At 70.1% G+C, this 21097-nt stretch carries 25 protein-coding genes and 3 pseudogenes; 12 read left to right on the forward strand and 16 right to left on the reverse strand.

What is annotated here, in order from left to right:
- Nucleotides 1-33: 33 nt before the first annotated feature.
- Nucleotides 34-507 carry a GNAT family N-acetyltransferase gene (locus HNR73_RS07815; RefSeq protein WP_184786617.1) on the reverse strand — a complete coding sequence of 158 codons (474 nt, stop codon included), beginning with the start codon at nucleotides 505-507 and terminating at the stop codon, nucleotides 34-36.
- 65 nt (nucleotides 508-572) lie between these two features.
- On the opposite strand from HNR73_RS07815, the pseudogene HNR73_RS39575 reads away from it, so the two are divergent.
- The 3 genes and pseudogenes from HNR73_RS39575 to HNR73_RS07825 form a co-directional block, all read left to right on the forward strand.
- Nucleotides 573-1007: pseudogene (locus tag HNR73_RS39575) on the forward strand (NUDIX hydrolase); the annotation flags it as partial.
- Nucleotides 1008-1109: 102 nt separating this feature from the next.
- Nucleotides 1110-1997: pseudogene (locus tag HNR73_RS07820) on the forward strand (phosphotransferase family protein); the annotation flags it as partial.
- A 247-nt stretch (nucleotides 1998-2244) separates the two neighbouring features.
- A complete protein-coding gene (locus HNR73_RS07825; RefSeq protein ID WP_184786619.1) occupies nucleotides 2245-3096 on the forward strand; it encodes an SRPBCC family protein in 852 nt (283 codons plus the stop codon).
- Here HNR73_RS07825 and HNR73_RS07830 read toward each other — a convergent pair.
- Complete coding sequence (locus HNR73_RS07830) at nucleotides 3093-3893, reverse strand: exodeoxyribonuclease III (protein ID WP_184786620.1); 801 nt, start codon at nucleotides 3891-3893, stop codon at nucleotides 3093-3095. The two genes, HNR73_RS07825 and HNR73_RS07830, sit on opposite strands and share 4 nt — an antisense overlap.
- A 47-nt stretch (nucleotides 3894-3940) precedes the next feature.
- Between HNR73_RS07830 and HNR73_RS07835 the strand changes: the two genes are divergently transcribed.
- Nucleotides 3941-4351 carry an NUDIX hydrolase gene (locus HNR73_RS07835; protein WP_184786621.1) on the forward strand — a complete coding sequence of 137 codons (411 nt, stop codon included), beginning with the start codon at nucleotides 3941-3943 and terminating at the stop codon, nucleotides 4349-4351.
- Here HNR73_RS07835 and HNR73_RS07840 read toward each other — a convergent pair.
- A complete protein-coding gene (locus HNR73_RS07840) occupies nucleotides 4348-4653 on the reverse strand; it encodes a hypothetical protein (RefSeq protein WP_184786622.1) in 306 nt (101 codons plus the stop codon). The two genes, HNR73_RS07835 and HNR73_RS07840, sit on opposite strands and share 4 nt — an antisense overlap.
- A gap of 262 nt (nucleotides 4654-4915) precedes the next feature.
- Between HNR73_RS07840 and HNR73_RS07845 the strand changes: the two genes are divergently transcribed.
- Together HNR73_RS07845 and HNR73_RS07850 are read left to right on the forward strand one after the other, a co-directional pair.
- Nucleotides 4916-5089, forward strand: coding sequence for an epoxide hydrolase N-terminal domain-containing protein (locus HNR73_RS07845; protein ID WP_203685823.1), 174 nt, complete (start codon nucleotides 4916-4918; stop codon nucleotides 5087-5089).
- 57 nt (nucleotides 5090-5146) lie between these two features.
- Nucleotides 5147-5914 carry a recombinase family protein gene (locus HNR73_RS07850; RefSeq protein WP_184786623.1) on the forward strand — a complete coding sequence of 256 codons (768 nt, stop codon included), beginning with the start codon at nucleotides 5147-5149 and terminating at the stop codon, nucleotides 5912-5914.
- A 438-nt stretch (nucleotides 5915-6352) separates the two neighbouring features.
- Here the strand turns inward: HNR73_RS07850 and HNR73_RS39580 are convergent, their stop codons facing one another.
- The 6 genes from HNR73_RS39580 to HNR73_RS07875 form a co-directional block, all read right to left on the reverse strand.
- A complete protein-coding gene (locus tag HNR73_RS39580) occupies nucleotides 6353-6487 on the reverse strand; it encodes a hypothetical protein (protein WP_260336997.1) in 135 nt (44 codons plus the stop codon).
- 140 nt (nucleotides 6488-6627) lie between these two features.
- Complete coding sequence (locus HNR73_RS07855; RefSeq protein WP_184786624.1) at nucleotides 6628-7089, reverse strand: DUF4279 domain-containing protein; 462 nt, start codon at nucleotides 7087-7089, stop codon at nucleotides 6628-6630.
- A 3-nt stretch (nucleotides 7090-7092) separates the two neighbouring features.
- A complete protein-coding gene (locus HNR73_RS07860) occupies nucleotides 7093-7359 on the reverse strand; it encodes a hypothetical protein (RefSeq protein ID WP_184786625.1) in 267 nt (88 codons plus the stop codon).
- A complete protein-coding gene (locus tag HNR73_RS07865) occupies nucleotides 7352-8173 on the reverse strand; it encodes a DddA-like double-stranded DNA deaminase toxin (protein WP_184786626.1) in 822 nt (273 codons plus the stop codon). The genes HNR73_RS07860 and HNR73_RS07865 overlap by 8 nt, the downstream gene beginning before the upstream one ends.
- Before the next feature lie 202 nt (nucleotides 8174-8375).
- Nucleotides 8376-8570, reverse strand: a complete 195-nt coding sequence (locus HNR73_RS07870) for a hypothetical protein (RefSeq protein WP_184786627.1) — start codon at nucleotides 8568-8570, stop codon at nucleotides 8376-8378.
- 2 nt (nucleotides 8571-8572) lie between these two features.
- Entirely contained in the window at nucleotides 8573-8770 is a 198-nt protein-coding gene (locus HNR73_RS07875) for a hypothetical protein (RefSeq protein WP_184786628.1), read from the reverse strand.
- Nucleotides 8771-9080: 310 nt separating this feature from the next.
- On the opposite strand from HNR73_RS07875, the gene HNR73_RS07880 reads away from it, so the two are divergent.
- Both HNR73_RS07880 and HNR73_RS41170 read left to right on the forward strand, forming a co-directional pair.
- Complete coding sequence (locus tag HNR73_RS07880; RefSeq protein ID WP_184786629.1) at nucleotides 9081-9944, forward strand: helix-turn-helix domain-containing protein; 864 nt, start codon at nucleotides 9081-9083, stop codon at nucleotides 9942-9944.
- A 34-nt stretch (nucleotides 9945-9978) separates the two neighbouring features.
- Nucleotides 9979-10089: a DUF397 domain-containing protein gene (locus HNR73_RS41170; protein ID WP_375791756.1), complete on the forward strand. Its 111-nt coding sequence runs from the start codon at nucleotides 9979-9981 to the stop codon at nucleotides 10087-10089.
- Nucleotides 10090-10168: 79 nt separating this feature from the next.
- Here the strand turns inward: HNR73_RS41170 and HNR73_RS07890 are convergent, their stop codons facing one another.
- Nucleotides 10169-11230, reverse strand: coding sequence for a hypothetical protein (locus HNR73_RS07890; RefSeq protein WP_184786631.1), 1062 nt, complete (start codon nucleotides 11228-11230; stop codon nucleotides 10169-10171).
- A 171-nt stretch (nucleotides 11231-11401) separates the two neighbouring features.
- Here HNR73_RS07890 and HNR73_RS07895 point away from each other — a divergent pair, with 171 nt between their 5' ends.
- Together HNR73_RS07895 and HNR73_RS40645 are read left to right on the forward strand one after the other, a co-directional pair.
- Entirely contained in the window at nucleotides 11402-12871 is a 1470-nt protein-coding gene (locus tag HNR73_RS07895; protein ID WP_184786632.1) for a M81 family metallopeptidase, read from the forward strand.
- Complete coding sequence (locus HNR73_RS40645; protein ID WP_184786633.1) at nucleotides 12868-13647, forward strand: phosphotransferase enzyme family protein; 780 nt, start codon at nucleotides 12868-12870, stop codon at nucleotides 13645-13647. Before HNR73_RS07895 ends, HNR73_RS40645 begins: the two co-directional genes overlap by 4 nt.
- A 9-nt stretch (nucleotides 13648-13656) precedes the next feature.
- Here HNR73_RS40645 and HNR73_RS07905 read toward each other — a convergent pair.
- Nucleotides 13657-13961: pseudogene (locus HNR73_RS07905) on the reverse strand (aminoglycoside phosphotransferase); the annotation flags it as partial.
- A gap of 51 nt (nucleotides 13962-14012) precedes the next feature.
- Nucleotides 14013-14987 carry a tyrosine-type recombinase/integrase gene (locus HNR73_RS07910; RefSeq protein WP_203685821.1) on the reverse strand — a complete coding sequence of 325 codons (975 nt, stop codon included), beginning with the start codon at nucleotides 14985-14987 and terminating at the stop codon, nucleotides 14013-14015.
- Between the two features lie 102 nt (nucleotides 14988-15089).
- On the opposite strand from HNR73_RS07910, the gene HNR73_RS07915 reads away from it, so the two are divergent.
- Nucleotides 15090-15494, forward strand: a complete 405-nt coding sequence (locus HNR73_RS07915) for an ankyrin repeat domain-containing protein (protein ID WP_184786634.1) — start codon at nucleotides 15090-15092, stop codon at nucleotides 15492-15494.
- Here HNR73_RS07915 and HNR73_RS07920 read toward each other — a convergent pair.
- Nucleotides 15486-16490, reverse strand: a complete 1005-nt coding sequence (locus HNR73_RS07920) for a phosphotransferase (protein ID WP_184786635.1) — start codon at nucleotides 16488-16490, stop codon at nucleotides 15486-15488. The genes HNR73_RS07915 and HNR73_RS07920 overlap by 9 nt on opposite strands.
- A 54-nt stretch (nucleotides 16491-16544) precedes the next feature.
- Between HNR73_RS07920 and HNR73_RS07925 the strand changes: the two genes are divergently transcribed.
- Complete coding sequence (locus tag HNR73_RS07925) at nucleotides 16545-17159, forward strand: rhomboid family intramembrane serine protease (RefSeq protein WP_184786636.1); 615 nt, start codon at nucleotides 16545-16547, stop codon at nucleotides 17157-17159.
- On the opposite strand, the gene HNR73_RS07930 is transcribed toward HNR73_RS07925, so the two are convergent.
- The 3 genes from HNR73_RS07930 to HNR73_RS07940 are packed head-to-tail and all read right to left on the reverse strand — an operon-like array spanning nucleotide 17156 to nucleotide 21023.
- Entirely contained in the window at nucleotides 17156-17503 is a 348-nt protein-coding gene (locus tag HNR73_RS07930; RefSeq protein ID WP_184786637.1) for an MmcQ/YjbR family DNA-binding protein, read from the reverse strand. The genes HNR73_RS07925 and HNR73_RS07930 overlap by 4 nt on opposite strands.
- 56 nt (nucleotides 17504-17559) lie before the next feature.
- On the reverse strand, nucleotides 17560-19299 hold the full coding sequence (locus tag HNR73_RS07935) for an ABC transporter ATP-binding protein (protein WP_184786638.1): 1740 nt from the start codon (nucleotides 19297-19299) through the stop codon (nucleotides 17560-17562).
- Nucleotides 19296-21023: an ABC transporter ATP-binding protein gene (locus HNR73_RS07940; RefSeq protein ID WP_184786639.1), complete on the reverse strand. Its 1728-nt coding sequence runs from the start codon at nucleotides 21021-21023 to the stop codon at nucleotides 19296-19298. Before HNR73_RS07940 ends, HNR73_RS07935 begins: the two co-directional genes overlap by 4 nt.
- Between the last annotated feature and the right edge of the window lie 74 nt (nucleotides 21024-21097).

Genomic DNA, 21097 nt, shown 5'->3' on the forward strand with positions numbered 1-21097 from the left:
CGGCCCGGCCCGGGTATGCGGCCGGGTCCGGTCTTAGTCGAGGCCCGCCTCCAAGACCAGGTGGAAGGGCTCGAAACCGTTGCGGCGGTAGAAGCGGATCGCCGAGGCGTTGGACGCGTAGGCCGTCACGGCGAGCCGGTCGGCGGCCTTGCCCCGCGCCCACTCCTTGAACGCCGCCACCAGCAGCGATCCGACGCCACCGTCGCGCGCTTCGGGCCGCACGTACATGCTCGCCAGCGTCGCCACCCGCACGGGCCGGATCGCCACGGGCTCGGCGACCCTGCCCGTCAAGTGCCCCACGACGCGCCCGTCGCATACCGCCGCCAAGACCAGCCGCTCCGGATCGTCGATCCCCGAACGCATCGACTCCGCCCCGAACTCCCTGGGCCAGTCCACGTTCATCGTCGCGTCGCGCGTCCCGCCGTCCTCGGCGAACAACCCGACACTGCACTCCACCAGCCCGGGCACGTCACCGGGCACCGCTTCACGGATCGTCGTCTCGCTCATGCGGGCACGCTACCCCGCACGTCTGTACGAAATATCGGCCAGGGCCCCGGGTAGGGTCGTCGCCCATGGAGACCCGCTTCCGCCGCGCCGTCCGGATCGTGTGCGCCGACAAGTCCGGCCGCGTCCTGCTCATGCGCTGGCGCGACCCCCACGACGGTTCCATGCTCTGGGAACCGCCCGGCGGCGGCGTCGACCCCGGCGAGGACTACCTCAGCACCGCCCGCCGCGAACTCACCGAAGAGACCGGCCTCGACCCCGACGCGATCTCACCGGTCTACGTCGTCGTCGAACGCGACGTGACGTGGAAAGGCGTCCGCTTCACCGGACCCGAGGCGTTCTTCCTCGCCCGCTACGACACCGACGAGCCCGCCGTCAGCGCCGACGGGCTCCTCGACTACGAGACCGCCACCCTCGACGACCGGCGCTGGGTCCACCCCGCCGACTTCGAGAGCCTCGACCGGCTCGAACCCCCCGAGCTCGCCGACGTCGTCGCCGACCTGATGGCACGCAACGCGCCCGACCTTGACGCCGAATCCTTCATCACCGGCCGCTACGGCCCACGTGCGACCGCCCCGGCACTGCTCGGCGCCGGGGAGTGGTCGCGTGCCTACGCCTTCACCCTCGACGGTGACGACGTCATCGCCAAGGTCGGCGCCCACGGCGATGACTTCGCCAAGGACGCCGCCGTCGCCGCACTCGCCCGGGGCGTCGTCGACGTGCCCGAGGTGGTGGAGCGGGGCATGACCGGCGAGCGCCATTTCGTGGTGGCGCGGCGGGCGCGGGGCACTTATCTCGATGAGCTCGACGGTGACGGGATGCGTGAGGTTCTGCCGTCGTTGCTGGCGGTGACGCGGGCGGTGCGGGGTCTTTCGGTGCCGGGTTCGGGTTTCGGGACGTGGGGTCCGGACGGGGACGCGCCGCACGGCAGCTGGGCGGAGGCCTTGGCGGCGATACTGGGGCCGGAGCATCCGCGGGTCGCGGGGTGGCGGGCGGCGCTGGCGTCGTCGCCGACGGGCGGTGGACCGTTCGAGGAGGCGGCGGAGTCGTTGCGGGAGATGGCGGGGGCGTGTCCGGACGTGCGGCAGCTGGTGCACTCGGATCTGCTGTACCGCAACGTCCTGGTAAAGGGTGGGCGGATCAGCGCGGTCCTCGACTGGGGGAACTCGCTGTACGGGGACGGCTTGTACGACCTGGCGTGGTTGATGTACTGGTGGCCGTTCTACCCGTCGTGGGCGGGCATCGACATCGGCGCGGAGGTGCGGGCACATCTGCGCCGGACGGGCGAGTACGGGGTGGACACCGAACTGCGGTTGCGGTGCTGCCTGGTGCACATCGGGCTCGACGCGCAGGCCTACAACGCGTTCACGGGCCGCTTGGGGGAGTTGGCGTTCAACGCCGAGCGGACTTTGGGTTTCGCGCGTGGGCTGGCCGGTGAGCCTGTCGTGGAGGGCGGCGGTGAAGGCGGCGCGGTGCCGTGGGAAGCCGGGTAGCGGCGCCGTCGATGGTGGCAGCGCGTCGACGGTGTGCCCGGCGTCGCGGAGGTCGCCGGTGACGCCGGGGTTGGTCCAGAAGTCGCCGGCGGACATCGGGTTCCAGACTCCACCGGGTATCAACACCAGTGTCACGGTCGCTCCTCGAAGGTCACGGCAGGACATCGTGACAGACCCGGGGTGCGGTGCCAAACGGCTGCGGCCCACGACCTGTGCCGGTACCGTGGCCGCTTTGGGAGGAGCGAGGATGAACGAGACCTTCACGATCGTCGATGGACGCGGAGTGCTGACCACACGGCGGCGGCTGCCGCACCCGGCCGACGCGGTGTGGCGGGTGCTCACCGAGACCGCTGAACTCGACCGGTGGTTTCCCGCCCACGTGGAGGCCGAGCCGGCCGAGGGCGGTGCCATCACCTTCGTGTTCCCCGGTGAGGAAGGGCCGCCGCTGACCGGGCGTGTCACGGCCTTCGACCCGCCGCGCGTGTTCGCCTACACCTGGGGCGACGACCATCTCAAGTGGACCGTCGAGCCCGACGGTGCGGGCACGCTGCTGACCTTGTCCCAGACTTTCGACGACATCCCCGGCGCGGCGAGTTTCGCCGCGGGCTGGGAGACCTGCCTCGACGCCGCCACCCAGGTCCTCGACGGTGTCGAGGTCACCGTGGACGGTTCGGCCTCGGCGGCCGCGCACGAACGTTTCGTCGAGGAGTTCGGCCTCGACGAAGGCACGATCGAAGACGACGCCGACGGCCCGCGGGTGCGTTTCGAGCGGCAGCTGCGCGGCGGCCTCGAAGAGGTCTGGGCGCACTTGGACGGACCGGGTTTCGGTGACGTCGGCGCCGAGGTCCCCGAAGCGTTCACCGTCGCCGGTTTCCCGCCCGGGCCGGTCACGGCCGTCGAAGCGCCGTTCTTCCTGACCTATCACTGGCTCGACGCCGACGGGAAACCCGCCGGTGACGTGCGCTGGGAGTTCGCGCCCGGACCTGGCGGCGCGCGGCTGCTGCTGACCCACACCGGCACCGGCGAGCGCTCCGCGGCGGCGCTGGCGGCCTGGCACGACCGGATCGCCGAGCTCGGTGCCGAGGCGGCGGCCCTCTAGACGTCGTAGTGCACGGTCACCGGCGCGTGGTCCGACCAGCGGGCGGCGTGTTCGGTGGCCCGCTCGACCTCGGCGAAAGTCGCCGTGGCCGCCAGTCCCGGGGTGGCGATCTGGTAGTCGATGCGCCAGCCGGCGTCGTTGTCGAAGGCGCGGCCGCGGTAGGACCACCACGAGTAGGGTCCCGGGCCTTCGGGGTGGAGGCCCCGGAACACGTCGACGTAGCCGACCTCGTCGAAGACCGAGGACAGCCAGGCGCGTTCGGCGGGGGTGAAACCGGCCTGCTTCTGGTTGGTCTTCCAGTTCTTCAAGTCGATCTCGGCGTGGGCGATGTTCCAGTCGCCGCACACGACGGCTTCACGGCCCTCGGTCTCGGCGCGTGCGCGCAGGCTCACCAGGTGGCCGTAGAACTCCTTGCAGAAGCGTTCCTTCTCGTCTTGGCGGGACGTGCCGACCTCACCGGAAGGCAGGTAGAGGCTGGCGACGGTGACGCCGGGTAGGTCGACTTCGACGTAGCGGCCGGAGGTGTCGAACTCGGCCGACTCGAAACCGACCTTGAAGGCGCTGGGTTCGGTCCGTGACAGCACCGCCACGCCCGCGCGGCCTTTAGCGGCCGTCGACGGGGCGACGACCTGGTGCCAGCCGCTGTCGGCGAGGACCTCCTCGGGCCATTCCTCGGGGGTGGCCCGGACTTCCTGCAGGCAGACCACGTCGGCCTCGGTGGCGCGCAGCCACTCGACGAGACCTTTCTTCGCCGCCGCGCGGACTCCGTTGATGTTCACCGTCGACACTTTGAGCACGTCGGCCACGGTACCCGCCGCGTCTTTCGGCCTGGCACCCTGGACGGATGCTGTTCACGAGGAAGGTTCAGCGTGTCGCCGCCTACGGTCTGGCGCGCGACGCCGGCCGGGTTCTGCTGGTCCAGGTGGGACGCGGTGGGGAGTGGATGCTCCCCGGCGGCGGTGTCGAACACGGGGAGCACCCCGAGCAGGCGCTCGTGCGGGAGTTGCGTGAGGAGACCGGACTCGACGTGGCGCCCGGGGCGCTGCTGCACGTGGGCAGCGACCACCGCACCGTCGGGCGCAACGTCGACTTCCACTGTGTCTTCTTCGTCTACGCCGTGACCGTCACCGGTGGCGCTCTGCGCGCCGAACCCGACGGGACCACGGCAGCGCCGACCTGGACGCCGGTCACGGCCGTCGCCGAACGCACCCTCATGGCCGGACACCAGGCGATCCTGCCGTTGCTGCTGGCCTAGTCGGCGTTGTCGCCGGTCGCGTGGCGACGCACCGCACGCCGGCCGGCGTAGCGGGCCTTGCGGTTGGCGGTCTTGGTCATCGCCTGCCGTTCGCGGATGCAACCGCGCACGGCACAGCCCGAGCAGCAGCGGCGGGTGAAGGTGAGCGCCCCGGGGTGCTCCCAGCGGCAGCGCGTCTCGTCGAGCAGCCGCGACGGGCGAGGCGGCAGGTCACAGGGGCCGTGACGGTGGTCGTGGACGGGCCGCGGGTCGTGCTCGGCGTGGCGTACCCACAGCGGTTTGGTCCGGTCCGTACGGGACATCGCGTTCCTCCCGGAACCCGCCGCCCGTGATCCCGGACTCTCCAGGCGGGCGGCTAGGTCGGGAATCGCCACACCGTCATGGCCGTCCGCCTTTCGCCTGCTCACGGCCCCCGGCACAGTCGCGGGGCCACCCGAGGATCAAGGGTAGCGGCCGGCGATGGAACGGGACAAGAACCAAACGGCGGGACGATCTATCGTCACAGGCGTCGAGTGTCAGCGCCGCCGCCCGGCCGTCCAGCATCCCGACCGAAGGAACCACGCGATGACCGCACCGCAGGCCTTCCCCCTGGAGCCCACCCCGATCCACGTGCCCGACACCGTCCTCGACGACCTGCGCACCCGCCTGGCAGCCACCCGCCCGCCCCTCGACGAGGGCAACGAGGACTGGTCCTACGGTGTCCCGGCGGCCTATCTCGGTGAACTGGTCGCCTACTAGGCGTTCCGACCCCTGGTCAACGCCCCGCGGGGGAGGATGACCCAAGGGGACTTGATCATGGACTTGCTCGCCGCGAAGCGGATCAGCCGCGACCCCGAAGCATCGTCGGCACTTAAACGCCAGGACGCAGAACTACGCGAAGCGATCGCTGACGGCGGCCACAACCTCGTGCACATGGTCGAAGACGCCACCGTCTCCGGCGCCATCAACCTCGACCAGCGCAAGTCGCTGGGGGAGTGGCTGCGCGAACCGAAGGTCCACGAGTGGCAAGCCCTCATGGTCACCACGCAGGACCGCATCACCGGCGACGACCTCCACTGGCACCAGTTGGTCGGCTGGTGCCTGGAGAACGGCAAGCACGTCATCGTCTTGGACGACCCCGGCTTGGACATCTCCACTCCACGCGGACGCCTCGTCGCCGGCGTCAAAGCGTCAATGACCGCCGACTACCGCCACGCGGTCAAGGACAAGCGCGCCAAGCAGACCGCCTACTACCGGGACGTCGACCTCTGGCACGGCGGCAACTGGCCGTGGGGCTACCGCACCGTCCGCAAGGAACACGAGGGGAAGAAACGCTGGGTCCTGGCCGTCGACCCCGTGACGTCCGCCCTCGCCTACGAAGCACACACCCGAATCGTCAAGGAGAGCTGGGCACTCAATCGCCTACGCGTCGACTGGAACGTTCGAGCCGTGATGACGCCGCGCGACCACCAACGCCACGTGAACGCCACCCTCGGACCCGAAGGTGTGTCGACCGAGGTCAAGGGCGCCAAGTGGACGGTCAACCAACTCGAAGCTGTGCTGACTTCCCCACGCGAACGCTGAGCCCCAACGGTTCCGATTGAGGGTGATGAACTGGCGCGCCGTGCTCTTCCGACTCGCTCTGCACGACTGGCAACCCGATCGGATCGCCGTCCTGGGTGACCACTCCTGCTGCTGCCCGTGCACCGTCGAGGGCTGGAAGCAACGCGGACTGCTCGGTGTGGCGACCGACCTGTGGGCGCCCGTCGGCCACGACCATGAGCGCCTCATGCAGATTGTGAAAGAACTGCGGGCCGGCTATGACGGGCCGAATGCGATGGAGTCCCGGTTCCCTGTCGCGCCTACTGCCGAACGTGCTCGAATGTGCGACGGACACTGCGACGAACGACTGACCGAACTGACCGACCTCGGTGTCACGAGCCACATCGTCATGCAGAACATTTTCCCGGGCTGGACCGCCGTCTACCTCCGGCCTGACCGGCCTGGCGAGTTCGCCGGGCATCAGGCAATCGCGCTTGCCCGTTCGCTCGGGCAGTCCACGATCTGCGCCGGCACCGGCCACGTCGCTGCGATCGTTGAGACCGTCGGTGCGAGGGAAGCGAGGGAGGCGGTCGAGATCGGCAGCTTGAAGGCCATCAGGCGAAAATCCGGCGCGGCTCGCCGTTACAAGCCTTCGGGGCCTTCAGTCAGGTGGGCGGCATCGTCCAGACTCAGCCTGTTCTCGTCGATGCGGCTGGGGCGTTCGAGTTTGACGGGCACCGGTACTAATGAGGCCGTCACCAGGTCCAGGCGCCCGACACCTCTGGTGGGTGGTAAAGGTCGAAAACGACGTCAAAGCCCAGCGCACCGATCTCGGCGAGCAGCGGGGCTGGGAGGACGCAGCCGCCCTGGCCGTTGTCACTGCTGAAACCGAGAAAGAGCTTTAGGTCGCAGTCGACGGACAGGAGTCTGAGCTCATCGCGGCATCCGGTCACTAGTTGAACCAGGGCCCCGACATGCTCAGCGAGGTCGGCATCGCTGCCTAGCCCGCTCTTGCGGGCCCAGAGGTTGGAGTCGCGTCGGGCGCTGCTTGGGTTGCGAGGGCTGGTCAGGCTGCCTCGTTCAAACTGCTCGTCCGGCAGGAGCCTCAGGCGTTCTGAGATTTCGTCGGGACTCACCGTGCGGCTCGTGATGAGGATCGATCCTGCCGACCACTTCGTACTTGGTTCGAATGCGTCCACCGTCACGTCTTCGGGCACAGGTCATCCGTCCTCGGCATCCGGCTCGTCTTCCTCGCCGTGATCTTCCTCTGGCCCCCACCAGTAGAGAACGCCGTTGTCGTAGTCGCGGTCCGGGTAGGCGATCACGATCTCCCACCCCTGGTACCCCTCCGGCTCGGCCGGGGGAGTGAGCCCCCGCTCCAGGGCGTACGCCGTCAGGTCTCGTGTGTCGAGTTGGTCAACCCGCTCCCATAGGTCGGCGAGCACGTCGGCGTCCGCCTGTACGGGACGGTGCGGTCCCTCAGTCACCCTTGATCCCCTCTCCGGTTCCGACGATCCGCCTGCGGCTCTCGGTGCCGCGTTCTGGGACCACGTGGACGTAGACAACCACGTCTCTCGGGATTATGTGCCGCAGGTTCTCCGAGCACCGGCGCGGGTCGGGAACGTTCGGGTTGTCCTTGCTGCTCTTGCCGCAGAGCGGCACGTTGAGATAGATCGTCGCCTCGGGCATGCCGCCGTCGCGGATTGCCTGGGCGATGTCGGCTTCGGCATGCCAGGCAGTCGTGGTCCGGTCGGCATCGTTGAACGGGTGTGTCAGCTCCGGGCGGTCGGGTTGCTCGCCCTTCACGTATGCCTTGTACGTGGTGGGCTGGACCTCGCGCCCGTCGGCGTCGTAAAGGTGCGCGCGGGCCGAGGTCTTCCCGGACTTGTTCCGGGGATAACCCTCCCGCTCGATGGCCTTCACAGCGTCTCGATGGAACCGGCCTGCGCGGAAGTCCTGGAGTTGCAGAGGGCTGCGCTTCACCGCGGCTGGCGGTTCGGCTGCGGTCGAGGATGCGGTGGCGCTCAGGGCGCTTTCGGCGCCGATCTGGACGAGGTACTCACGGAAGGTGTCGCCTCCACCGACCGATGCGACCTCGGCTCGGTTGAGTGCTTCTCCGACGGACTCAAGCCGTGTCAGCGACGCGGCCACACGGTCGTTGCCCGACCCGGCGGCTGCCTCAGTGAGGCGGACTCTGGCCTCACCGTTTCGCTCTCGGGCCGACCGCAGTAAGCCCTGCGCTTCGGTGAGCAACTCAAGCGCTCGCCGTGCCCCGTCTAGGAAGTCCTCGAACGCACCCACTCCGGCAACTTAGCCTGTCGGCAGGGAAACCTCATGCCGCAGAACGGCATATGGGTCGATGCCCTGCGCCCGCAACGCCGCTTCTGCTTCCCGTCGGGTCTCGCATGGCCACCCCTCGGGGCAGTTCTCGATGCACACCTTGTAGGGGTGGACAGCCTGCGTGTGCTTCCGCCAGCGTGCCCACAGTGCGGCGGGCGACTGCTCAGCGCTCATGGTCGACCCATCCGGCTCGTCGCTTTATCTCCGCCATGCGTGCTGGGCCGCCGGGGAAGGACCGCAGACAGTCGGCGCAGATCCCGGTGCCGAGGGTCTGCGCTTCGCCGGCGTCGGTGTTGTGAGTCGTCGTCTGCTCGACGTGAGCGCTTGCGATCGCGCTCCAATCCACGACCACGGCCATGGTCACTTCTCCTCTGATATGTCGGGAGGGTCGGGCATGTTCCAGGCGACGAGTCCGGCGAGACCGGCCGCAACGACCGTGAGCGCCACTCCGCATGCTGCCCACAACAGGCCGGAACCGAAGCTGCTGAACCACGTCAGGCCGACGAACACTCCCGCAAGGACGGTCCACATGATCGTCTTTACAAACCTGGTGGCCACACGCCCTCCCTGCGAGTTGCCGGATTGGAGGAACAGCCTCTGCACGGTCCGGAGGTCAGCGAACAGAGGCCGTCCCTATACCGGTCGCCGAGAACCTTTCGGCGCGTGGTGCTCGACGTGCCAACCTGTCTCCGCGTCAGTCTCACAACGTGACGCTGCCGGTACGCCCCGGACGTTACGGCTGGTGTGACGTTGGGACAACGGAGCAAGCCGCCCGACACGGTAGGGCGATCAGCTGGGGCGTATTGCCCTGGGAAAGCAGGGTGCGTAGGCCTCCTACGCTGGGGCGCGAGTGGGGCATCATGTGGCGATGGCCGGTCCACTTCTGACGCGCAGGCAGTTGGGCAAGCGACTCCGCAGGCTGAGGGAGCACGCGAACCTCAGCACGTACGACGTTGAGCGCTCAGGCCGGATCAAGTCGCGGCGGACGCTCAACCGGATCGAGAACGGGCAACCCACGTCGATGCCGTTCACAGTGATCGGCGGTCTCGCCCGGCTGTACGGGGCGGACACTGCGGTGACGTCGGAGTTGGAGCGCATGTATCGAGCGGCCGACGAGCCTGGCTGGTACGAGGAGTACGGGCAGGGCGTTCGTGAAGGCTTCGGGTTGTTCGCTGAGATGGAGCAGACGGCTGACCGGTTGCTCATCTTCGATCCGGGACTGGTGACGGGTCTGTGCCAGACGGACAGCTATGCCACAGCGCTGTACCGGCAGCATCCCTTGTCGGACAAGGGAAGTATCGATGTCGCGCGTAGTTTTCGTCAGCGCAGGCAGCGGGACTACTGGGATCGGGTTGGCAAACACGCTGGGGCAACGACGATCGTCCTAGGTGAGGCCGCGTTGCTGAGGCCCGTCGGTGGGCCTGAAGTCCTTGCCGCTCAACGCGACCGGCTCACGAAACTTGGCCGCCTCCCGCAGGTCGACCTGCGGGTGTTGCCGTTGGCTCGCGGGGACCACCCGGCGCCTGATTCGGGGCCGTTCACGATCCTTGAGTTCGACGACTCGCTCGACCCCGACGTGGTCTACCTGGAGAGTCTTGACGGGTGCCGATACGTGGAGGTCGCCTCAGCCGTCGCGGCGTATCGTGAGGTCCTCAACGTGATCCGAGATCATGCGATCCCCGTAGAGGAGTTTCCAGGTGGGTACTTCCCCGTGGCGCAAGTCGACCCGTAGCGGCGGTCAGGGCGGTCAGTGCGTCGAGGCCCGCGTGAACTTGGGGCGGTTCGAGGTTCGCGACAGCAAAATAGCTGAGGGGTCGCCGATCCTTGCAATGTCGGCCGACGAGTGGCGAGGGTTCCTGCGAACGGTTACTCGCTGACAAGTACCGAACAAACAGCCCTCGCTCCGGCGAGGGCTCTGGCACAGCTCAGCGAGCTCTCACGCCCAGTGCCGACGAATCACTCTGCTGGCTTGACCAGGATTGCAGCTGCCGGATCGAGTCCCGCCGCGCATGCGAGGACAGGGAGCTTCGCTCCGGTCAGGCCAGCCAACTCCAATGCGACTTGTCCAGCCGCATGAGCTGAACGGATGGAGTGGCCGTTCGCCACCGCAGCGTAGAAGTTGGCGGCATAGGTGATGGCGTCCCCGTCCATGATCTCGTCGGACATCCCGATTGCGAACGGCACGATATCCCGCACCAGGTCGCCGATCTGAACAGCTGAGTCGCAGGCGTTCAGGAGAACCAGGATCGGCGGAGTGTCGGTGGCGGCCATCGCGGCGGCGAACACACGCGGTGTGACTGCCGTGTCCTTTGGGGCGATGTCGGTGTCCTCCTCGAAGAACAGGGCACCATCTTCGTCACCGTGTCCAGAGAAGTGAACAACGTGCGGCCGGAATCGGAGAATGCCGTCGAGGAGGTCGACGGCGGTCGCCGAAGCCCTGGCATCCATCTGGATCAGATCCCTGTGGTTAGCCCGCTCCACCACGGAGCGGATCCGGGCCTGTTCACGTGCCACTCGCAGTTCGCCCTCCGAGGACGCCCCAAGCAGCAAGCCCCGGAGCTTCTCTGGTTTCGGTGCCGGGACATGCACAAGTACTCCCTCAACGATCGATTCGGTCTGCTCAAGTCGACGCGTCATCTCGGCTCGTTGCATCGCCGCGCGGCGTTCGGCGAGCTGAAGCTCCTGCGCCCGCTTTCGCTCCGCAGCCAGGCCCTCAGTCGCTAGAGCCTTGGCCAGGCGGACTTCCAAGTCCGCGGAGTCCTTGCCCAGTGTGGCCGCCTTCTGCTGCCACTGTGCGGCCTCTTTCAACGCTTTGTTCGCGTCGTCCTCGTGTCTGGTGGCCTCACGCAGTTTGCTTGCGGCGGAACTACCGGAGAACCGTGCTGCGGCGGCGCGCGCCCTCGCTGCGGCAAGGCGCTTGTCTGCCTCCTTCTTCTTGAAGTCGCCCGCCTTCTTCTCCGCAGCCGACTGTTCCTTTCGTTTGCGCTCCAACGCGCTCCGATACTGACGTGAACTCATCGTTGAGCCCTCCGTGTTGGCACTGTTGCGCTGAAGGTACGCCGAGGCTCCGACAGTCCTGGGTATGTCCAGCACCTCCGGAGTCAACCGAAGGCAGGCGGCCCAACATTACGCAGGCCCCCTGCCTATAACTCTTCCCTCACGCCCGCCACGGAGGTAAGGTCCCAAACCATGATCACCACCCCCAAGCGTTGGCGCATCGCCGTAGGCGGCATCCACATCGAGTCCTCGACCTTCTCCCCCCACCGCGCGGGCCACGCCGACTTCACCGTCGTGCGCGGCGAGGAACTCCTCGGCCGCTACAAGGCGCTCGCCGAGCACGTCGAGTGGGTCCCGCTCGTCCACGCCCGCGCGCTGCCCGGCGGCGCCGTCACCGCCGGCTTCTACCGCGAGACCAGCGCCGAACTCATCGAAGGCCTCACCGCCGCCCACGCCGAAGCACCCCTCGACGGCGTCTACCTCGACATCCACGGCGCCATGAGCGTCGAAGACGTCCCCGACGCCGAAGGCGACCTCGCCGCCCGCGTCCGCGCCGTCGTCGGGACCGGCGTCCTCGTCTCGGCGTCGATGGACCCCCACGGCAACGTCTCCCGCCGCCTCGTCGACAACGTCGACCTGCTCACCTCCCACCGCATGTCACCCCACGAGGACTCACCGCTGACCATCCAGCGCGCACAGGACAAACTCGTCGAATGCCTCGACGGCGGCGTCCGCCCCCACCGCGCCTGGGTCACCGTCCCCGTCCTCCTCCCCGGCGAGAAGGCCTGCACCCGCGACGAACCCGCCAAGGGCCTCTACGGCCGCCTCCCCGCCATCGAGGCCCTCGACGGCGTCATCGACGCCGCCATCTGGATCGGCTACGCCTGGGCCGACGAACCCCGCTGCCGCGCCGCCGTCGTCGTCTCCGGCACCGACACCGAACTCATCGCCGCCAAGGCCGAAGAACTCGCCGCCGCGTGGTGGGCCGCCCGCGGCGACTTCGCCTTCTCCACCACCTCCGCCGACGCCGACAGCGCCATCAGCGCCGCCCTCGCCGCCGACGAACGCCCCTTCTTCATCTCCGACTCCGGCGACAACCCCACCGCCGGCGGCTCCGGCGACGTCCCCTACACCCTCACCCGCCTCCTAGCCCACCCCGCGCTCGCCGCGGGCGAGGCCAGCGCGATCTGGGCGTCGTGTGTGGCCCCCGACGCCATGGCCGCCTGCGTCGAGGCCGGTCTCGGCGCGCAGGTGACGGTGCGCGTCGGCGGCGACCTCGGCTACGACGGCGGCGCGAGCGTGGAGTTGTCGGGCGAGGTCACCTCGATCCTGCGCGGCGACCCGACCGGCGGCGACATCGCCGTGGTCACCAGCGGTGGTGTCCACGCGGTGTTGACCGCCCGCCGCAAGCCGTATCACTACATCGCCGACTTCACCGAGCTCGGTCTCGACCCGTCCGATGTCGACGCGACCGTCGTCAAGATCGGTTACCTGGTCCCCGACCTGTTCGACGCGGCGAAAGGCTGGATCATGGGCCTGACGCCCGGCGGCGTCGACCAGGACATCGTGCGTCTGGGACACGTCGGTGTCGAACGGCCGATCTTCCCGCTCGACGAGGCGATGGCAGACCCGGACTTCACGCCGGTCATAATCGCGTCGTGACCGAAGAGCCGCTCACCGGAGGTGGGGTCAACGAGGTCGTGCGGGTCGCGTCGACCGTGCGGCGACCCACCGGCCCCCACACCCCCGCGGTGCACGCCCTCCTCGGCCACCTGGCCGGGGAGGGCTATGCCGGGGCGCCCCGGGTGCACGGCGTCGATGATCAGGGCCGCGAGATCCTCGACTTCATGGCGGGGGACGTCGCGCACTATCCCTTGCCCGCTCACGTGTACTCCGACCGCGGACTGACCGCCGCCGCGCGGCTGATCCGCGGCCTGCACGACGCGACGGCGACGTTCACCCCGCCCGGCGAGGCGGTGTGGATGTTCCCGGTGCGCGAACCCGTCGAGGTCGTCTGCCACGGCGATCTCGCGCCCTACAACTGCGTCTACCGCGACGGGCAACCCGTCGCGTTCATCGACTTCGACACCGCCCATCCCGGGCCGCGCGTGTGGGACCTGGCCTACGCCGCCTACCGCTTCGTACCGCTGACCGACCCCGACGGCCCCGAAGGCAGCGCCGGGACCGGCGAGCAGGCCCGCCGGCTGCGCGTGTTCGCCGACGCCTACGGCCTCACCGGCCACGACCGCGACATCCTCGTCCGCACCGCCATCACCCGCCTGGACGCCCTGGTGTCGTGGATGCACGCCCGGGCCGCCGAAGGCGACGCCGCCTTCGCCTCGCACATCGCCGACGGGCACGACGCCTTGTACCGCCGCGACATCGACTACCTGGCGCATGTTTCGCCGGTCCTCAACGAGGTCCTGCTCGCCGCTTGAGGCGCCCGTTCAGCCAGCCGTGGCGATGAGACGCCGCAGTGACGCGTGAGCGGGCGGGCCCGAGGTGGGTTCCCCGCCGAGACGACCATGCTCGCCGGCGTCGCCGATGAAGATGCCGGCCAGTGCGCGCATCAGCGCCCAGCCCCTGGCCCGGCGCAGCGTCGCGGGATCGTGGTGGGCCCGGTCGGCGGCGCCGTCGGGCAACAGGATCCAGGCGGCGGCAAGGCGCGGAGGTCCCCGACGTCGATGACGCCGCAGAACAAGCCGTCGGCGGTGAGCACGTTGGCCGGGTGCAGGTCACCGTGCGGCCAGATGACGTGTGCCTCGGTGCGGGTCATGCGACACAGGCAGCCCCGCCGGCACCGTCACCGCAAGGGTTTCGCCTCCGGCAGGGTCAGGCGGTCGACGGCCGCGCGGCGCTGCCGCTCGGGCCGGCGGTCGTAACGCGCGGTGGTGGCCGGTGAGGCGTGCCCAACGAGGCCCTGGGCGGTCGCCAGGTCCACACCGGCGTCGAGGAGTTCGCCGATGAAGGTGCGGCGGAAGTCGTGCGGGCTCCGCGACGGGGCCTGTGCCTGGGTGAGGCGGCGGGTGAGAATGTCGGCGACGGCCTGTCCCGACATCGCCGCCACGGCGCCGTCGCGCAGGCGCAGCCGTCCGGCCTTGTTGATCGGCCCGAACAGCGCGCCCGGTGCCTTCCCGCGCACCGCCAGCCACGCCTCCAGCCGCGCCACGGCCTGCGAGGTCAGGTAGACCATGCGCTGCTTGTTGCGTTTGCCCGTCACACGAAACGACCGTGCGGCTCCGTCGTAGTCACCGACGGCGAGCGCGGCGAGTTCGGCGCGGCGGCATCCGGTGGAGTACAGGGCGGCCAGGAGGGCGGCGTCGCGGCGCCCGGCGGGGGACTCGTCGGCGTCGCAGGCGGCGAGGGCGGCGCCGAGGACTTCGCCGGGGACGTGCTGGCCGTGGGGCAGGCGGTGCTGTTCGACGGTGGCGAGGTCGGCGGCGCGCTGGTAGTCCTCGGCGGAGGTCAGTCCGAGCCGCCAGGCTTCCTTCAGGACCCGGCGCAGGGCGACGAGGTGCTTGTTGACGTAGGCGGCCGACCAGCCTTGTTCGCACAGGATGGTGCGGATGCGGGTGGTGTGCTCGTAGCGCAGCAGGTGCCAGGGCTGTCCGGCGCCGGTGCCGTCGTCCTCGCCGGTCATCAGGCGCGCGATGCGGTCGAGGCAGCCTTTCATCGACCGGCGCGATTCGGCGCTGTCGAGGGCGTCGAGGTAGGTCGTGTACGGGTCGGCGTGCACCGCCGCGTCACGCTGCCGGGGTAGCTCCACGATGGACGACACGCCGCCCAGCCTAGGCCAGGCGGGGCCGGGCCGGGCGGGACACACGGGGCCGCTCTGCCCGACGATGCCCGCTCGGCGGTGTGGCTCTGACAGGATCGGGTCATGGCAGACTCGCAGGCGCCGCACGACCGGGAGCTCGCCGAGCGCGACGGTGCGGTGTTCGACATGGCGCGGACGGGCGACACCGCGCGGCTGGCCGCCTATGTCGATGATGATGTGCCCGTCGACTTGGCCAACGACAAGGGCGATTCGCTGTTGATGCTGGCGGCCTATCACGGTCACGTCTCTGCGGTGCGGATGCTGCTGGAGCACGGTGCCGACCCGAACACGCTCAACGAGCGGGGTCAGAGTCCGCTCGCCGGCGCGGTGTTCAAGGCCGAGACCGAGGTGGTGCGCACGCTCCTCGACGCCGGTGCCGACGCCGACGCGGGGACGCCTTCGGCGCGGGCGACGGCGCGGACGTTCGGGCAGTCGCGTTACCTGGAGTGGTTCACGTCTTCACCGTGACAGCCACCGGGTCCATTCGCCGACCCCGGCGACGTACCGGGACAGTTCGGTGAGGAGTCCCGGTACGGCTTCGCGTGAGCGTTCCCGGCGGGGCGCGGCGGGGTCGAGGGCGTGGCGGATGTGCATCTCGGTCCAGTTGGCGTGTTTGATCAGCCAGGACGCGAAGACTTCCGGTCCGTCGATTCCGGCGTCGCCGCCGCCGTCGAGGTAGCCCTCGACGAGTGCGGCCGCGGCCTTGGGGTCGGGTGCGCCGGTCTTCACTCCGGCCCATTCGACGCTCGCCGCGGCGAGTTCCTCGGTGGCCGTCCAGGGCCCGGACACGTCCCAGTCGACGATGACGGGCCGGTCGCCGGGGGCGCGCAGGACGTTCTTCGGGCCGAGGTCGCGGTGGGTGGAGATGAGCGGCCAGGTTCGTCCCCGGCGGGTTTCGGCGAGGTCGCGGATGTCCTGCCAGGGGCCTCTGGCGCGGTCGAGGTCACCGGCCCAGGACTCGCTCGCGGCGCCGGCGCGTGCGGCGAGCGCGGCGATGTGGGCGTCGTCGTGGGTGGTCCACAGGCCTTCGGCCTGTGCGTGGGGGCAGGTGATGGGCAGCCGGTGGATCGTGGCCAGGGCCCGGCCGACGCGTGCGGCGAACGGCGGGTCGGGTCGGCCGGTGACGGGTTCGCCGTCGGCCCAGGTGTGGACGCGGGCGAGTACGCCGCCGGCCGCCGCGCTGATGTGGTCACCGTCGATGTCGGGTATCGGTCGTGGCGCGTCGACACCGGCGGCGATGGCGGCGAGTTCGATGGTGACCGCTTCGGCCATGCGCCGGGCGAAGTCCTCGCCGCGGGAGTGGTCGACGGTCCGGTCGAAGATCTTCACGGCGTATTCGCCGGTGTCGGTGCGCAGCCGCCACATGGTGTGTGAGTAGGCGCCGGCGACGTGGCCCGGGGCGCCGTCGGGGGTGCCGAGGGCGAAGGCCCGGGCGATCATCTCGGCGGTCGGCGACTCGGGCACGGCGGTTGCTCCTCGGCGTGGGGGCGCTGGTGCGGAGTGTCTACCGTAGGGGACATGAATGACGTTCCCACGCCCGTCGTGCCCCAGCCGGGTCCGCGTCTGCCCGCCGGGACGCTGTCGGGGATCGTCGGGTTGCTGATCGCCACGGCCTTGTTGTGGGTGCTGGAGGCCGTCGACTATGTCCTCCCGGCCGACATGGACGCCCTCGGCATCGTCCCGCGTGATGTCGACGGGCTGACCGGGATCGTTCTGGCGCCGTTCCTGCACGCCGGTTTCGACCATCTGGGTGCCAACACGGTCCCGCTGCTGGTGCTGGGTTTTTTGGCCGCGCTGCGCGGGCCGGGGAGGTTCGTGCTCGCCACGGTGGTCATCGTGCTGGTCAGTGGGATCGGCGTGTGGCTGACGGCGCCGGCGTACACGGTGACCGTCGGTGCCAGTGGCGTGGTGTTCGGGTACTTCGGTTACGTCATCGGTCGTGGTCTGTTCGACCGGCGGCTGCTCGACATCGCCGTGGCGGTGGTCGTGCTGTTCGTGTACGGCTCGATCGTGTGGGGTGTGCTGCCCGGGCAGTCCGGCATCTCCTGGCAGGGGCACCTGTTCGGGCTTGTCGGCGGTGTCCTGGCGGCGTGGATGCTGCGCGGGCCGCGCAAGGCCCCGGCGGCGGTCTAGCCGGCGTCGTAGGCGGCCACGAGCCGCTTGGGCGCCTTGTGGCGCCAGGCCTGCCCGACGAGTTCGGTGATGCGGTCGCGGCCGACCTTGTCGAGTTCGACGCGCAGGCCCACGAAGGTCATGGTCGCGGCCTTGCGCCAGACCTCCTCGTAGACACCGGGCGCGTCGGCGACAGCGGCGGCGGCCTCGTCGCGGCCGACGGAGAACACCACCGTCGCGCCGCCTTTCTCGATCCCGCAGAAGGACCTGCCCTTGACACGCAGGCTCGGCCGGTGGACGTGCGTCGACGCCTCGGTCTCGGGATAGCCGGCGGCGATCCGGCGGATGTCGTCGAAGGTGATCACGTCAGACTCCCTGCTGCTTCCACGGCCACGACCGGCACCTTACGCCCCCACCTGGACTAGCCCCCGTGCCAGGACCGCCACAGTGAGGCATAGGTCCCGCCGGCGGCGGCGAGTTCGTCGTGGCTGCCGAGTTCGGTGACCACACCGTTCTCCATGACGGCGACGCGGTCGGCGTCGTGGGCGGTGTGGAGGCGGTGGGCGATGGCGATGACGGTGCGGCCTTCCAGGACCGCCGCGAGGGACCGTTCGGCGTCGCGGGCGGCGCGCGGGTCGAGCATGGAGGTCGCCTCGTCGAGGATGAGGGTGTGCGGGTCGGCCAGGACGAGACGGGCCAGGGCGAGCTGCTGGGACTGGGAGGCGTCGGGCTGCATCCCGCCCGAACCGAGCATCGTGTCGAGCCCGGCGGGCAGGTCGGCCGGCCAGGTCGCGCCGACGGCCTCCAGCGCGGTGAACATGCGGGCGTCGTCGGCGTCGGGCGCCGCGAGGGCGAGGTTGTCGCGCAGGGTGCCCAGGAAGATGTGGTGGTCCTGGGTCACCAGCGCGACGCGGCGCCGCAGTTCGGTCGCGTCGAGGTCGGTGGCGTCGACCCCGCCGATGGTGATGCGCCCGGCCGACGGCGCGTCGATTCCCGCCAGCAGCCGCCCGAGCGTGGACTTGCCCGCACCCGACGGGCCGACGATGGCCAGCCGCTCGCCTGGCCGGACCGACAGGCTCACACCGCGCAGGACGTCGTGCCCCGCGTGGTAGGCGTAGTGGACGTCGTCGATGTCGAGGAGGTCGCCGTGCGGGACGCGTCCCGACGGGGGCGTGGCCGGCGGGACCTTCCCGACGCCTTCGATGCGCGCGAAGGCGGCACTGCCGGCCTGCAGGGCCTCGATCCACATCACCACGGCGTTGATCGGTTCGACCAGCTGCCACAGGTACAGGGTGGCCGCCGCGACGGTGCCCAGGGAGACCTGGTCGTTGAGGTAGAGGGCACCGCCGATGAGCAGGGTCGCGGCCACCGGGAGGGTGTGGGCGATGTCGATGCTCGGGAACAGCACACTGCGCAGCCACAGTGTGCGCACCCGGGTGGCGAATGCCGCGCCGATGCGTTCGTCGTTGCCGGTGATCCGCCCGGCGCGCATCCGCAGGATCTCCACGGTGCGGGCGCCTTCGGCGGTGGCGGCGAGGTCTTCGGCGAGTTCGGTGTTGGCCGCGCCTTCGGCGAGGTAGGCGTCGCGGGCGCGGCGCAGGTACCAGCGGGTGACCAGGGTCAGCGCCGGCAGCGAGATCAGCGCGCACAGCCCGAGGATCGGGTCGAGGACGAACAGCGCCCCGGCGATGAACACCATCTGCACGAAACCGAGGAAGATCTCCGGGAGGGCGTCGCGGGCGCTGTTGCCGACGGTGGCCACGTCGGAGGAGGCGCGGGTCATCAGGTCGCCGGTACCGGCGTGCTCGACGGTGGCCACGGGCAGGTCGAGGACATCGTCGAGGAAACGTTCGCGCAGGCGCGCCAGGGCGCGTTCCCCGAAACGGTGCCCGGCGTAGCGGGCGGCGCGGGTGAACAGGACCTGGGTGATCACGAAGGCGCAGGCGGTCGCGGCCAGGACGTCGATGGTGGAGGTGGTGGTGCCCGACTCGACCTGGTCGATGATGCGGCCGACGATCCACGGTCCGGCCAGGCCCGCCGCGGCCGCCGCGCAGTACAGCGCCAGCACGGTGGTCAGCGCCCGGCGGTCGCCGGACAGGAGGCGCCAGGTGGCGCGGCGAACGTCGCGGCGGTCGGCGACGGGCAGGCGGGTGCTGGTCATCGGCCGGCCTCGGCGGGTTGGTCGTCGCCGGTGCGCCGGTCGACGAGGGCGTGATACGCGGGGCTGGTGTGCAGGAGGGTCTCGTGGTCGCCGGTGGCAGCCGCCCCGTCGTGGACGTGGGCGACGACGTCGGCGAGGTCGAGGAACAGCGGGGAGGTGCTGACCACGACCGTGGTGCGCCCGGCGCGCAAGGCGCGCAGGCGAGAGGCGATGACCGACTCGGTGTGGCTGTCGACGGCCGACGTCGGCTCGATCAGGATCAGCACGTCGGCGTCGGTGAGGACCGCGCGCGCCAGCCGCAGCCGCTGCCGTTGACCGCCCGACAGGGTACGGACCTGGTTGCCCACGGCGGTGTCGAGACCGTCGGGAAGCGCGTCGAGGACGTCTTCGGCCGACGCGGTGTGCACCGCCGCGGCGATCGCCTCGGGGGTGTGCTCACCGGGCGGGGTGAGCGTGTCGCGCGCCGACCCGGCGAACAGGTAGGCGTCGTTGTCGGCGACGACGACCCGGGAACGCAGCTCGGCGAAAGGCATCCCCGACAGCGGCACCCCACCCCAGGTCGCGTCGGAGTCGGTCAGGCGCGCCAGCCGGTCGGCGAGGGCGAGCGCCTCGGCGGGTTCGTCGGCGGCGACGACCGTCAGCGTCCCCGCGGGCACGGTCAGGCCGGTGACCGGGTCGTGCAGATCGGCCGGGCCCGCCGGGACCGGAACGGTCGACGGCGCCTCGGTCACGTCCGGTTCGAGGTTGAGGACGGTCGTGACACGGCGGGCGGCGACCAGGCCGCGGGTGAAGTCGTAGCTGGTCTCGATGAAGAAGTACACCGGCGTGGTCAGCATCGCCACGTAGCCGTAGACGGCGACGAGCTCGCCGACGGTGATGTCGCCGGTGGCGGCGGTGCGCGCGCCGAGCCAGATGACGGCGGCGAGGAAGAGTGCGGGTGCGCCCACCGCGCAGGCGTGGATCCAGCTGGCGACCGACCCGACGCGGTAGCCCTCGTCGCGCAGTGCCGCCGAGCGTTGCCGGTAGCGGGAGGCGAACAGTTCCTTGCCGCCGATGCCGCTGAGGACGCGCAGGCCCGATACGACGTCGCCGGCCAGGGCCGTCAGCACACCCTGCTGTTCGCGGTATTCGGTTTCGACGCGCTGGAGCCTGCGCAGCATCGGGCTGACCAGCAGCACCATCGCCGGGACGCCGACGAGGACGATCGCGGCGAGCAGTGCCGAGACGTTGAACAGCAGGATCGCCACGACGAAGTAGGCGATGACCGAGCCGACGCCGGGACCGACGAAGGTCAAGACCTGCGCGATGCGGTTGACGTCGGTGGAACCCACGGCGATGACCTCGCCGGTGGACAGGCGGCGGGGGAGGGCCGCGCCGAGGCGGGTGGCGTGGCGGACGACGGCCTGGACGGTGCGGAAGGACGCGTCGATGCGGATGAAGGTCATCGTCCGGTGGCGCATCATGCCCAGCAGCGCGTTGGTGGCGCCGACGGCCACGATCGCGGCGGTCCACGTCAGGAGCGCGCCGGTGTCGCGGGCGCGCAGGCCGTCGTCGATGGCGCGCGAGGTCAGGTAGGGCGGCAGGGTCAAACCGACCATCCAGACGGTGCCGAAGAAGGAGCCGCGCAGGACGCGCCAGGGCTGGCGGATGACCAGCCACCAGAGGTAGCGGGCCGGTCCGCGGGCGTCGGGGGTGCCGGGGTGGGCGAGGGGCGTGATCGGCATGATGCGGGCGACGCTACCTGAACACGGTGAGCGACGGCCTTGTGAACACTTTCACAAGTCAACCCTGGTTGACG

Origin of the sequence: Phytomonospora endophytica, assembly GCF_014202425.1 — a bacterium.
Classification (GTDB): Bacteria; Actinomycetota; Actinomycetes; order Mycobacteriales; family Micromonosporaceae; genus Phytomonospora; species Phytomonospora endophytica.

Coding starts and splice junctions, on each gene's coding strand:
- HNR73_RS07815 (WP_184786617.1), bottom strand. CDS start 507: ATGAGCGAGACGACGATCCGTGAAGCGGTGCCCGGTGACGTGCCCGGG.
- HNR73_RS07825 (WP_184786619.1), top strand. CDS start 2,245: ATGAACGAGACCTTCACGATCGTCGATGGACGCGGAGTGCTGACCACA.
- HNR73_RS07835 (WP_184786621.1), top strand. CDS start 3,941: ATGCTGTTCACGAGGAAGGTTCAGCGTGTCGCCGCCTACGGTCTGGCG.
- HNR73_RS07840 (WP_184786622.1), bottom strand. CDS start 4,653: ATGTCCCGTACGGACCGGACCAAACCGCTGTGGGTACGCCACGCCGAG.
- HNR73_RS07845 (WP_203685823.1), top strand. CDS start 4,916: ATGACCGCACCGCAGGCCTTCCCCCTGGAGCCCACCCCGATCCACGTG.
- HNR73_RS07850 (WP_184786623.1), top strand. CDS start 5,147: ATGGACTTGCTCGCCGCGAAGCGGATCAGCCGCGACCCCGAAGCATCG.
- HNR73_RS39580 (WP_260336997.1), bottom strand. CDS start 6,487: ATGGCCTTCAAGCTGCCGATCTCGACCGCCTCCCTCGCTTCCCTCGCA.
- HNR73_RS07870 (WP_184786627.1), bottom strand. CDS start 8,570: ATGGCCGTGGTCGTGGATTGGAGCGCGATCGCAAGCGCTCACGTCGAG.
- HNR73_RS07880 (WP_184786629.1), top strand. CDS start 9,081: ATGGCCGGTCCACTTCTGACGCGCAGGCAGTTGGGCAAGCGACTCCGC.
- HNR73_RS07890 (WP_184786631.1), bottom strand. CDS start 11,230: ATGAGTTCACGTCAGTATCGGAGCGCGTTGGAGCGCAAACGAAAGGAA.
- HNR73_RS07895 (WP_184786632.1), top strand. CDS start 11,402: ATGATCACCACCCCCAAGCGTTGGCGCATCGCCGTAGGCGGCATCCAC.
- HNR73_RS07915 (WP_184786634.1), top strand. CDS start 15,090: ATGGCAGACTCGCAGGCGCCGCACGACCGGGAGCTCGCCGAGCGCGAC.
- HNR73_RS07925 (WP_184786636.1), top strand. CDS start 16,545: ATGAATGACGTTCCCACGCCCGTCGTGCCCCAGCCGGGTCCGCGTCTG.
- HNR73_RS07935 (WP_184786638.1), bottom strand. CDS start 19,299: ATGACCAGCACCCGCCTGCCCGTCGCCGACCGCCGCGACGTTCGCCGC.
- HNR73_RS07940 (WP_184786639.1), bottom strand. CDS start 21,023: ATGCCGATCACGCCCCTCGCCCACCCCGGCACCCCCGACGCCCGCGGA.